This window comes from Peptostreptococcus anaerobius VPI 4330 = DSM 2949, from assembly GCF_000381525.1.
Taxonomy (GTDB): Bacteria; Bacillota; Clostridia; order Peptostreptococcales; family Peptostreptococcaceae; genus Peptostreptococcus; species Peptostreptococcus anaerobius.
In genome coordinates, this window is sequence record NZ_KB906625.1 from 22,567 (window position 1) to 35,096 (window position 12,530).

General features: G+C 37.2%; 11 protein-coding genes. 10 read left to right on the forward strand and 1 reads right to left on the reverse strand.

Going from position 1 to position 12,530, the window contains the following annotated elements; all coding sequences use genetic code 11:
- Nucleotides 1-9 precede the first annotated feature (9 nt).
- The 10 genes from folP to F823_RS0106865 all read left to right on the forward strand — a co-directional run bounded on the left by folP (nt 10) and on the right by F823_RS0106865 (nt 11,719).
- Complete coding sequence (gene folP / locus F823_RS0106820) at nt 10-828, forward strand: dihydropteroate synthase (RefSeq protein ID WP_002844066.1); 819 nt, start codon at nt 10-12, stop codon at nt 826-828.
- A gap of 17 nt (nt 829-845) precedes the next feature.
- A complete protein-coding gene (folK, locus tag F823_RS0106825; RefSeq protein ID WP_002845110.1) occupies nt 846-1,652 on the forward strand; it encodes a 2-amino-4-hydroxy-6-hydroxymethyldihydropteridine diphosphokinase in 807 nt (268 codons plus the stop codon).
- Complete coding sequence (locus tag F823_RS0106830; RefSeq protein WP_002845109.1) at nt 1,652-2,539, forward strand: pyridoxamine 5'-phosphate oxidase family protein; 888 nt, start codon at nt 1,652-1,654, stop codon at nt 2,537-2,539. The genes folK and F823_RS0106830 overlap by 1 nt, the downstream gene beginning before the upstream one ends.
- Nucleotides 2,540-2,626: 87 nt before the next feature.
- On the forward strand, nt 2,627-4,270 hold the full coding sequence (gene gltX, locus F823_RS0106835) for a glutamate--tRNA ligase (protein ID WP_002845108.1): 1,644 nt from the start codon (nt 2,627-2,629) through the stop codon (nt 4,268-4,270).
- Between the two features lie 347 nt (nt 4,271-4,617).
- Entirely contained in the window at nt 4,618-5,322 is a 705-nt protein-coding gene (gene purC, locus F823_RS0106840; RefSeq protein ID WP_002844074.1) for a phosphoribosylaminoimidazolesuccinocarboxamide synthase, read from the forward strand.
- A gap of 10 nt (nt 5,323-5,332) precedes the next feature.
- Nucleotides 5,333-6,772: an amidophosphoribosyltransferase gene (purF, locus tag F823_RS0106845; RefSeq protein ID WP_002845106.1), complete on the forward strand. Its 1,440-nt coding sequence runs from the start codon at nt 5,333-5,335 to the stop codon at nt 6,770-6,772.
- A gap of 204 nt (nt 6,773-6,976) precedes the next feature.
- The gene (locus tag F823_RS0106850) at nt 6,977-9,178 is read left to right on the forward strand and encodes a type IA DNA topoisomerase (protein ID WP_019595521.1); all 2,202 of its coding nucleotides are present in this window, start codon (nt 6,977-6,979) and stop codon (nt 9,176-9,178) included.
- 42 nt (nt 9,179-9,220) lie between these two features.
- Nucleotides 9,221-10,120 carry a tRNA 2-thiocytidine(32) synthetase TtcA gene (locus F823_RS0106855; RefSeq protein WP_002845102.1) on the forward strand — a complete coding sequence of 300 codons (900 nt, stop codon included), beginning with the start codon at nt 9,221-9,223 and terminating at the stop codon, nt 10,118-10,120.
- A gap of 9 nt (nt 10,121-10,129) precedes the next feature.
- The gene (locus F823_RS0106860; protein ID WP_019595522.1) at nt 10,130-10,654 is read left to right on the forward strand and encodes a 3'-5' exonuclease; all 525 of its coding nucleotides are present in this window, start codon (nt 10,130-10,132) and stop codon (nt 10,652-10,654) included.
- 33 nt (nt 10,655-10,687) lie between these two features.
- On the forward strand, nt 10,688-11,719 hold the full coding sequence (locus tag F823_RS0106865; protein ID WP_002845100.1) for a biosynthetic peptidoglycan transglycosylase: 1,032 nt from the start codon (nt 10,688-10,690) through the stop codon (nt 11,717-11,719).
- A gap of 68 nt (nt 11,720-11,787) precedes the next feature.
- Here F823_RS0106865 and F823_RS0106870 read toward each other — a convergent pair whose 3' ends face one another.
- A complete protein-coding gene (locus F823_RS0106870) occupies nt 11,788-12,378 on the reverse strand; it encodes a hypothetical protein (RefSeq protein ID WP_002844102.1) in 591 nt (196 codons plus the stop codon).
- Between the last annotated feature and the right edge of the window lie 152 nt (nt 12,379-12,530).

Genomic DNA, 12,530 nt, shown 5'->3' on the forward strand with positions numbered 1-12,530 from the left:
GGGGATTTTATGAGGATAGGAAATAAGAATTTTGATACAAAAAATAATGTATATATAATGGGTATCTTGAATGTTACACCGGATTCATTTTCAGATGGGGGCAAGTTTAACAATATGGACAAGGCCCTATTCCACGTTGAGGAAATGATAAAGGCTGGTGCAGATATAATAGATGTTGGTGGAGAATCTACTAGGCCTGGCTACACAAAGATATCTGACCAAGAGGAAATAGATAGGGTAGTCCCTGTTCTTGAGGCTATCAGGTCAAGGTTTAACACTTGCCTGTCTCTTGATACATACAAGTCAGGTGTTGTAAGAGGAGCAGGGCATACAATAGACCTTGTAAATGATATATGGGGATTTAAATACGATCCTAATATGGCTAAGACCGTAAAAGACCTGGACCTAGCCTGCTGTTTGATGCACAATAGAAGAGAACACGATTATGTGGATTTTTGGAGTGACCTTCTTGATGACCTTAAGGGATCAGTCAAGCTTGCCCTTGATGCAGGCATTGAAAAAGACAGGATTATGCTTGACGGTGGTGTGGGATTCCAAAAAACATACGAGGAAAACCTAATGGTGATCAATAGGACTGAGGACCTGTGCAAGTTGGGCTATCCACTTTTGATGGCTACCTCAAAAAAATCAGTAATAGGTCTTACAATCGATAAGCCTGTGACAGAAAGAACTATAGCAACACTAGCTACTACAGTTATAGGTATCCAAAAAGGAGCATCTTTTGTCAGGGTGCATGACATAGAAGAAAATGCAGATATAATTAAAATGACAAAGGCCATAATGTCTGAGCAGAAGTGGTCTAAGTAAGCAAGCAGGAGGATAAAATGGACACTATAAAGATATATGGCATAGAATTCTATGCCTACCACGGTGTACTTGATAGTGAAAAAGAACTAGGACAGACTTTTAGGATAGACTGCGAGTTTTCTTTAGATTCGTCAGTGTGCAATGACGATATAAATAAAACAGTAAATTATGGTCAAGTAGCCCTAGATATAAAAGAATTTGCCAGCCAAAATAGGTATGATCTTCTAGAGAGCCTAACCAATAAGCTTGCTAGCTACCTTCTTCAAAAATATGAACTGATGGACGATATCAAATTAGCAGTTCACAAGCCACACGCCCCAATAGCTACAAAGTTTGACGATGTGACTATGACAGTCAGGAGAAAAAGGGAGAGGGCCTACCTTGCAATAGGCAGCAACCTGGGGGACAGGAAGGACAATTTGGACTATGTTGGCAAGGCCATAGATAGCGATCCGAGTATCAAGCTACTTGCCAAGTCATCCTATATAGAGACCAAACCATATGGAGTGCTTGATCAACCGGACTTTTTAAATGGGGCTATAAAGGTTGAGACAATCTATACTCCTAAGGAGTTACTAGACTTTTGTAAACGTACAGAGAAGCTTGCAGGTAGGGTAGCCACTAGGAGGTGGGGAGAGAGAGTACTCGATGTAGATATACTAATGTACGGCAGTGATACTGTTTTTACAGATGATTTAATAATCCCCCACCCTGAAATGCATATAAGAGACTTTGTCTTAAGGCCTCTTGAAGAGATAGAGCCCCACTTGATACACCCTATAAAGAATAAATCTATAAGAGAATTGTTGAAAGAGGTGGAGTAATGAGAAAAACACTTATATTGACCAATAATACAAAGGAAAGGTCTAGCCAGGTCCTGGGATCCATAATTTCCCATTCAAAGATCAAAACCTACATGGACCATATAGATTACGATAGGTATGACAATCTTCTTATGCTTGTTGACCTAGACCAAGTTCTAGGGCAAAATATTGAGTCTTTAGATGGTGATAAGACATTTTTGGAGATGACAAATTATGTGAAGGTCAACTTTTTGGATAAAAAAATAAAGTTGGGAGTCCTATTTGATGCCAGCCAGATATACCAATTAAACGAGTGTGTAAGGGTCCTCAAAAATAATGTCATGTCAGCCAACAACTTTGTATTCATAAATAAGGATGTAGAAAATGATGCCATATCATCTGCCCTTGAGATCAGGGAGGAGTTTGACATATTCAATAGCTCTGAAAAGTTAATTGACAAGTCCAAGCTAAAAGAGAGAATAGATGGATTTATTTTAGACCACAAGACCCTAAATCTAGCTTCATGCTCAGCTGATGTACCTAGGTCTACAATACTCGAATATATATACCACGAAGGTTCATTTTATATTATAACTGAGGGTGGGATAAAATTCTCCAACCTCCTGATAAATGAGAGGGCTTCTATAAGTATCCATGATGAATTTACATCTATGGCCAAGGTAAAGGGACTAGTTGTATATACAAAATCTGAGCTACTTGACCTTAAATCCCAAGAGTATAAGATGGCAATGGCCCTTAGGGGACTTGATGAGAACAAGCTATCTAGGCTTGATATAGACCTATATGTCTTAAAACTAAGTCCTTTAGACTATATATATACAGATTTTAGCCTAAGGGTTGATGGCTATAGTCCATACCAGTTTCTAAATAGCAAAGACCTTAAATAAAACTAAGAATAAATATAGAGTATAGGGGTCACATATGGTATAATTGAATGGTTGAATATTAATATACTAAGTAACGGAGGCAAAATAATGAGTAAAGAATTAGCAGACCTATTGTTTCCTAATGTAGATAAAACATTAGACTACTATGAGCAAATGTACCCAGAGAGAAATCTAGAGAAGGGTGCTAAGGTAACTAGACTAGGTCCAAGTCCAACAGGATTTATACATTTAGGTAACTTGTACGGGGCTCTTGTCGATGAGAGAATTGCCCACCTATCTGGGGGACCGATGTTTTTAAGAATAGAAGATACAGATGATAAGAGAAAGGTTGAGGGAGCAGAGGAACTAATCATAAACTCTCTTAAGTTTTTCGGTATAGAGTTTGACGAGGGTGTGACTATAGATGGTTACAAGGGCGAATATGGACCTTACACTCAGTCAATGAGAAAAGAAATCTACCAGACTGCTGCAAAGTTTTTAACTGAAAAGGGGTGTGCCTACCCATCTTTCGTAACTGAAGAGGAGATGGCTCAAATCAGGGAAGAACAAGAAAAGGCAGGAGTTAACCCAGGCTACTATGGTGAATGGGCCAAGGATAGGGATTTGACTTTGGATGAAATCAAGGCCAAGCTAGATGCTGGTATGCCTTGGACCCTAAGACTAAAATCTACTGGAGACCCAGAAGTTGCCATGAAGTTTAAGGATGGTATCCGTGGAGAAATAAATGTTAGACAGAACAACCTAGATGTTGTAGTCCTAAAGAACAATGGTATACCAACTTACCACTTTGCCCATGTAGTGGATGACCACTTTATGAGGGTAACTGATGTTGTCAGGGGTGAAGAGTGGCTATCAACACTACCAATCCACCTAGAATTATTCTTCCAGATGGGATGGAGAAGACCTAACTACAACCATACTGCTCATTTGATGAAGACAGAGGATGGTAAAAAGAGAAAGCTATCTAAGAGAAAGGATCCAGAGCTATCTCTTGAATACTACATGAGAGATGGTTACTTCCCACAGGCTGTCACAGAATACCTGATGACTCTTATGAACTCTAACTATGAAGAGTGGAGAATGAAGAATCCTGACAAGTCCTATACTGAATTCCCATTCAAGGCTAAGAATATGTCATCTTCAGGTGCCTTGTTCGACCTTAATAAATTAAACGATATATCAAAAGATGTTTTAGTTAGGTTGTCAGAAGAAGAGATATTAAAGTTTATGCTTGATTGGTCTAATAAGTTTGACCAAAAGGCCCACGACCTACTTACTAAGTACTACGATGAACTTATCAAATTACTTGCAATAGGTAGGGGTGGTAAGAAGCCTAGAAAGGACCTAGTAAACTGTACACAGATCATGAAATTTATAGGCTACTATTTTGAAGAGGACTTTGATTTTGTAGATGAGTTACCAGAGAGAGTATCAAAGGAAGATGCCAAGCTTATCCTAAAGGAATATGTAGATGGATATAGTCAGGAAGATACCAATGAAGAATGGTTTGAAAAGGTAAAGACTATAACAGATGCCTATGGATTCACTTCAAACAACAAAGAGTTCAAGAAGAATCCAGAAGCCTACAAGGGTAACATCACAGATGTGTCTACAGCTATAAGAGTTGCGGTTGTAGGTCGTCAGCAGTCACCAGATCTTTGGAGTATCCAGCAGATTATGGGAAAAGACAGGGTACTAAATAGAATAGAAAAGTACTTGGATAGATTATAAATAGAAGCTTATACTAATATAAAGCATATATTAGATTTATATTGCGTTGGAGCAAATCGCCAATCCTATTAAGGGGCTATGGTGATTTTTCCAACGCTTTTTATATAAAAACGAACATAATACTAGGATGTCCGGGACTAATGTTCGTAAAAAAGCCTAAAAATACATATTTTTATAAAAAAAAATAAAAAAAATACGTATTTACCCTTGCAAAAAAGCAAGATAACTACTAAAATATACTTGTAGGATAAAAACATACATTTTTATCTTTAGTTTGTTTAATATACGGATTAATGGCGTACGTTAGGTACGTTTGAATATGAGTTTATTTTTATAAGGAGAATGTTATGGAAAAGTTAGAACAGGTATACGAAGGAAAAGCTAAAAAAGTATTTAAGACAGAGAACCCTGACTATGTGATAGTGTCTTATAAGGATGATGCTACTGCTTTTAACGGTTTAAAGAAGGGAACAATTGAAGGAAAGGGTGTAATAAACAACCTTATGTCAAATAAGTTGTTCGAATACCTAGAAAAGAACGGAGTAAATACTCACTTTGTTGAGACTATAGACAATAGAGATACAGTTGTTAAGCATGTTGAGATAGTGCCACTTGAAGTAATAGTAAGAAACGTTGCTGCGGGATCATTCTCTAAGAGACTTGGAGTAGAAGAAGGTACACCTTTTGATCAGCCTACAGTAGAATTTTCATACAAGAACGATGATTTAGGCGATCCACTGATCAACGATTCATTCGCACTAGCACTTAAGCTTGCTACTCAGGAAGAAATAGACCAGATAAAGTCAATGGCTTTAAAGGTAAATGAATTGTTAAAGGACTTATTCCTTGAATGTAACATCAAGCTAATAGACTTTAAGCTTGAATTCGGACGTTTCCATGGACAGATAATACTAGCAGACGAAATATCACCAGATACATGTCGTCTATGGGATAAAGAAACAAATGAAAAATTAGACAAGGATAGATTCAGAAGAGACATGGGTAACGTTGAGGGGGCCTATGCCGAAGTAAGAAGACGTCTTGGATTCTAGGAGATAAAATATGGTAGAGGAAATAATGACAGGATTAGGCGAAGAGTGCGGTGTATTTGGAGCCTATGACCTAGCGGGAGATGATGTTGCTTCATATGTGTATTACGGTTTGTTTGCCCTACAGCACAGGGGCCAGCAGTCTGCAGGTATATCTGTAACTGATACTACGGGTGAGGACAACAACGTTATGTATCACAAGGATACAGGCTTGGTCAATGAAGTATTTGACAAGAAGAGCCTATTATCACTTAAGGGAAACCTTGGTGTTGGTCACGTTAGATATTCTACAGCTGGTGGAACAGGTAGGGAAAATGCCCAACCTTTTGTTATCCACTATACTAAGGGTATACTATCAATGGCCCACAACGGTAACTTGACAAACGCTATGGAATTGAGAGATGAATTAGCTGAGACTGGTGCCATATTCCAGGCTAATACAGACTCTGAGTTAATAACATATATGATAGCTAGAGAAAGACTAAATACACTTACAGTAGAAGATGCAGTTAAGGCAGCTACTGAGAGGTTAACAGGTGCATTTTCACTTGTTATATCTAGTCCATCAAAGCTTATAGGTGTTAGAGATCCCCACGGTTTTAGACCACTTTGTATAGGTAAGAAGGAGGATATATACTTCCTATCATCAGAATCTGCAGCCCTAGATACTATAGGTGCGGAGTTTATAAGAGATGTTGAGCCAGGAGAAATGGTAGTTATAGACAAGGATGGATCTTTGACTACACATAGGATATCAAGAGAGACAAAGGCTGCAAGATGTATATTTGAATATATATACTTTGCAAGAACTGACAGTCGTATAGATGGACAGAGTGTCTATACATCAAGGACAAAGGCTGGTAGCTTATTGGCCCAAGAACATCCTGTTGAGGCAGACCTTGTTGTAGGTGTTCCAGAATCTGGACTAGCTGCAGCTATAGGTTATTCACAGGAATCAGGTATACCATATGGTATGGCATTCTACAAGAACTCTTATGTTGGGCGTACGTTTATCAAGCCAAAGCAGAATGAGAGAACTGCCAGCGTTCAGGTTAAACTGAATGTAATCAGGGAAGTAGTAGAGGACAAGAGGATAATAATGGTAGATGACTCTATAGTTAGAGGTACTACTATAAGAAACATAGTGAGAATGTTAAAGAGGGCTGGGGCTACAGAAGTCCACGTAAGAGTTTCTTCACCACCTTTCAAGTTCCCATGTTTCTATGGAACAGATGTACCAAGTAGTGAAAACCTTGTTGCCTACAACAATTCACTTGAAGAAATCAGAGAGAGCATAGATGCTGACTCATTGGGATACCTATCAGTTGACAGTCTAGGATGCCTATGTCCAGGACTTGACTACTGTGATTCATGTTTCACAGGTAGATACAAGGGTGGTATACCAACAGATGAGCAGGACAGGAAGCCTTGTTCATCAGCCAAGGTACTTTAATACTAGATATCTAAATCTGAGTATTTAGTGCTAGTGTTCAAGTTTATATTAAATTTGCTAACAATAATTTTATAATTATATATTTTTTTAAGAGTGTGTCCTTTTGGGCACATTCTTTTTTTGGATTATGGTAGAATTTATGCTAATCTGATATAATAGATAAGATAATAGTTAATTGCAAAAAGTATAGAAAGGGATAGAAAAATGATTTTAATTTTAGCGGAGAAACCTTCTGTTGCCAAAACAATAGCCTCTTTTTTAAAGGCTAATGCTAGGAAGGAAGGTTATTTTGAAGGAAACAATTATATAGTAACCTATGCAGTTGGTCATTTGATCTCTCTATTCGATATGAAGGACTACGACAAGGAAAGGTACTCTGGATCGTGGAAGATGCAGAACTATCCCTTTATACCTGAAGACAAGTTTAGATTTAAGGTAGATAAGAGCAAGAATAAGCAATTTAAAATTATAAAAGATTTATTAAAAAGAGACGATATTGAATATATAATAAATGCTACAGATAACGATAGGGAAGGTGAGCTTATTTCCTTCCTAATACTTATGATGGCTAAAAATAAGAAGCCTGTAAAGAGGATATTGGTTAATGAATGGACTCCTGAAGATATAACAAGGGGGATGTCTGCCCTAAAGGATGATAGCGAAATGAGAAACCTACAGGCAGCCGGCTATACAAGACTTATAACAGACTGGTTAATAGGGATCAACTTTACTTGTGCTGCAACCTTAAAATACGGTAATGGCAAGTTGCTCAACATAGGCAGGGTAATACTTCCAACTGTCAAACTAGTATACGACAGGGACATGGAGATAAAAAATTTCAAGCCTGAAATCTACTATGAGATAGGGGGCAAGTTTGAACATACAAATGGTATCTATACAGGTAAGTACAAAAAAGGCAAGGAAACCAAGTTCGACAAGCTAGAAGATGCCAGGGCCATTATTGACTCTATTGATAGGTCAAGGGCAGAAATACTAGATAAAAAGGTGACTATGACCAAGGAATATGCTCCCAAGTTATTTTCACTAACATCATTACAGGGATATATAACTTCTAGATATGCAAGCTTTACATCTGACAAGGTACTATCAGTATGTCAGAGCCTCTATGAAGGTAAGGGAAAGGGAGGATACATAACATACCCTAGGACCGACTCTATATATTTGGAGGAATCCCTTGTAGACAAGGCAAAAAAGACCCTAGAGATAGTGAAAAAGGGTCATCCATGTGAGGATAATATAAAATTTACAAAGTCTAAGAGGGTATTCGACTCATCGAAGGTTGAGAGTCACTCTGCTATAATACCTACCTATATACTACCTCCTCAGAACCTGACAGGTGATGAAAAGATAGTATATGAAGCCATTAGGGATAGGTTCTTGGCAAACTTTATGCCACCAGCTGAATATGAGAATACTGAAATCATTACAGGTGTGGACAAGTACAAGTTCTACACTAAGGGCAAGGTCTTAGTGGTCAAGGGCTTTCTTGAAATATACAATAAAGAATCCAAGGCGAGTCTACTACCTAGGGTTGAAAAGGGAGATAGTGTAGATGTGGTAGATATTGTGCCGGAAGAAAAGACTACTACACCACCAAAGTCATACACTGAAGATACCCTGCTAAAGGCTATGAAGAACTGTGGTAAGAATGTGCCTGATGACGATACTAGCGTTTTATCGGGTTATTCAATAGGAACATCAGCGACTAGGGCAGATGTCTTAAAGAAGATCAAGCAGGTTGGATATGTAAATAAAAAAGGCAAGAGTTATTATATAACTGACTTGGGTATTAATTTAGTAGAGATATTCCCGGTTAAGAACCTCTTCGATGTGGATTTTACAGGTAAACTAGAAAAAAATCTACTGGATATACAAAAGGGGGCCTTCTCAAGGAAGGACTACCTAAATATGGTCTGTGCCTTTATATATGAGAGTGTAAACGAAATCAAGCATGGTCAGGCTAGACCTATAAACACTGATAAGATCGTATATAATCCAAAGACTAAAAAATATGTCAAGGAAAGTCAGCTTAAAAAATATGGTTCAAAAGCCCCTAAGGCCGCTTCAAAAACCAAGATAGACCCAGATACAGGCCTTGAAATAATATCCTCATGTCCTGAATGTGGAGGGGATATAATAGAGTCAGACAAGGCATTTGCCTGCAAGAACTACAAGAATTGTGGCTTTACCCTATGGAAGAATGATTCCTTGCTGGCTAAATACAAGAAAAAACCAAATAAAACTATGGTAAAGTCAATATCCAAGTCCAAAAAGGCAAAGGTAAAAGGAATGGTTGGACCAGATGGTAATAAGTTTGATTCAGAAATTGAATATGAGATTGGACCAGACAAGAAGCTACACCTTAGGATTTTGACCGGCAAGTAAAATTGTGCTATAATCTACTAGTATTAAATAGGAGGCAATATTTTGACGGAGAAAATATTAGAAGAATCTACTAATAAATTGGCTGGATCGGGATGTAAGGTCCTAGTTCCAGAAGAAGATAGAAAATCTTTAAAAGAAATAGAAAAATCAATAACAAAAAGATATAGAAAGAGACTTTGGTCCAAATTTATAAAGGCTATAAAGACATATGAGTTGGTCCAAGAAGGGGATAAGATTGCAGTAGCAATATCAGGTGGTAAGGATTCTATGCTGATGGCAAAGATGTTCCAAGAGCTTAAGAGGCATTCACCAGTTAATTTTGAGCTTGTCTACCTTGCTATGGATCCAGGCTACCATGATTCTATAAGAAAGTTGTTAGAGGACAATTGTGAGTATCTAGATATACCACTTGTAACTTTCGATTCTCAGATATTTGAGGTGGCAGACAGGATAGCTAGTGATTATCCATGTTATATGTGTGCTAGGATGAGAAGGGGAGCCCTATACGGAAAAGCAGAAGAGTTGGGTTGCAATAAGTTAGCCCTAGGACATCATTTTGATGATGTAATTGAGACAACGATGCTAAATGTATTGTGTGCTGGTAATTTTAAGACTATGTTGCCAAAACTAAAATCAACAAACTTTGAAGGTATAGAGTTGATCAGACCCCTATACTATATAAGAGAAGAAGATATTATAAGGTGGATGACATATACTGGTATATGGCCACTTAACTGTGCCTGCATGGTTGCAGCCAAAAAGACAGGAAACAAGAGGTATGAAATCAAAGACTTGATTAAAAACCTGTCCAAGGATTTTACCAATGTAGAAAAGTCCATATTCAAGGCGGCAGAAAATGTAAATGTAGACTCTATACTTGGATGGCAGATAGATGGAGAAAAACACTCTTTCTTGGAGAGGTTCCAAGAGGATGTTTACTAGGAGTAAATGATGGTAAAAGATTTTTATAAAGACGAATACATAGTTGTTGACCTTGAAACAACAGGGCTTGATCCTCTACAAGGTCATGAGATAATTGAAATAGGTGTTACAGAGATTAAAAAGGGAGATATAACTTTAAACTACTCTAGACTTATCAAGCCTAAGGGTATTATATCTAGTTTTATCACAAACCTAACTCATATTTCAAATGAGATGGTTGAGGGTGAAAAGACGCTTGAAGAAGTCTTACCTAAATTTAGAGAGTACATAGGTGATAGGGTTCTAATAGCCCACAATGCGAAGTTTGATATCCCATTTCTAAACTATTATCTTGAAAAGATGGGACTAGAGCCTATTAAAAACTACATATGCACCCTAGAGATGCTAAAGATGAATAAGATGTACCCACTTAAAAAGAAAAGTTTGTCAGCTGCGTGTGATTTTTATGGTATTAAAAATGTAGAGGCACACAGGGCTTATGCGGATACACATGCAACAGCCTTGCTATTTTTGAAGATAAGGGACGAAATCTAGGTTATGGGTGTAATATTATAGGCAGGAGGATATATGTCAGATACTAATGATAAAAATAAAATAAGACGAAAAACCGTTTCATCAAGAGACAAGGATCTAACTGCAGAAAATAGGTCTAGGAACTCTAGTGATGATAGAAGAGGCTTGAGAATAAAAAAGCAAGTAAGCAGTGGTTCTGGAGAGATAAACAAGAGGAGTAAATCAGGGGCTGATGTGTATGATTTTCAAAAGTATAAGAGTCGTAACAGGTCTGAGAAAAGTCATAGAGACAGGTCTGAATATGATTATAGGATGGACTACGATATAGAAGATGAATATGATGAAGAGGACAATTCTTATCATGTAGATAGGTCAAGAATTTACTATATTTTGAGAAAGGTATTGACTATAGTACTGATCATAACTGTAGTTCTTGGTTCAGCAGGATTCTTGTATGTTAGATCTATAGTTAGTGATATGCCAGTGCTGACTAAGAAGATGGTCAGAGAATCCTATATCAATAAGCAGCCGGTTAGTTTGGACAAGATTCCAAAAGACCTTCAAAAGGCTGTAATAGCGGTAGAGGATGACTCATTTTACAAGCACAAGGGAATTAACTATAAGTCTATGTTCAGGTCATTTTTTAATAACTTGACAAGTGAGAAAAAGCAGGGTGGTTCTACTATAGATATGCAATTATCCAAGAACCTTTTGACCAGCAATGAGAGGACTATCAAGAGGAAGATACAGGATATGTATAATGCTAGGCAGTTGAATAAGATAATGACAAAGGATGAGATATTAGAGGCATATTTAAACAATATCTATCTGGGTAAATCAGCCTATGGAGTAGAATCAGGAGCCCAATTATACTTTGGAAAGAGTGTTTGGAAGTTGACTTTTGGCGAATCGACTATGCTTGCAGGTATAACCAACAATCCTGGTTTATACCAGAATTATGAACAGGCCAAGAAGAGACAGGCTGTTGTTTGTCTTAGAATGTTCAAGTTGGGCATGATAAAAGAGCACGTCTATAAGGCCCAATTATATAGGGATACACCTTTTAAATCAGAAATTGATAGATAGTGTATGAAAGCAAAAGATAAGCGTTGAGGCTAGGTTACTAACTTCAACGCTTTAATTAATATCTGTATTTATTTTTTTCTATCCTTTAATTCAAATCCGTTGACGAGAAGTGAAGCCACCTTGTCTTTTTTTACGACAGAATCGAAGTATATCTTGTTTTTTTCATCGGGATAAGTAAAGTAGCCAGAGCAAAATACTGTGTCTCCGTTTTTGTGAACACTAGTAGTGACCATATCTATGTTGCCATTTGCCTTGATTTCCTTTGCCAATAGAGACTCCACTATATCTTGGTACTTTACAGTTTCATCAGTGGAAAGCTTGGTAGATTGAGATACAAACTTTTCAGGTGGCTTGTCCAGCTCGATGATATGTGTGATTGCCAGAACCCTATATACAGCTAAAATCATAAACAATAGGAATATGACTGAGTACAGGGCTAATTGGACCTTGGACCTAGATAGATTAGTAGATTTTCTAGGTTTTTTATTTTTAGATTTTTGATTTATCTTTTCACGCATCTTGTTTATATCGTACTGAATTACCCTGTTATCATGGTGGATTAAAGGCGGTTCTGTTGGTATTTGTTTTTTGTTGGCTATTTCTCTTTTCTTTTCAGCAAAGTTGATAGTCTTACTATTTTTTTTCTTGTTGTCAGCCATTTTAAACCTCCTTATCCTCATAATAGTATCGGTTCGCTTGTATTTTTATCTAATCCAAAATACTCAAAAATAAATCTTGCATAATAATATAATTATATAAAAAAAAGCCAATTAAGTCAATAAAATAGAAGATTTAGGATAGAAAGAAAAGT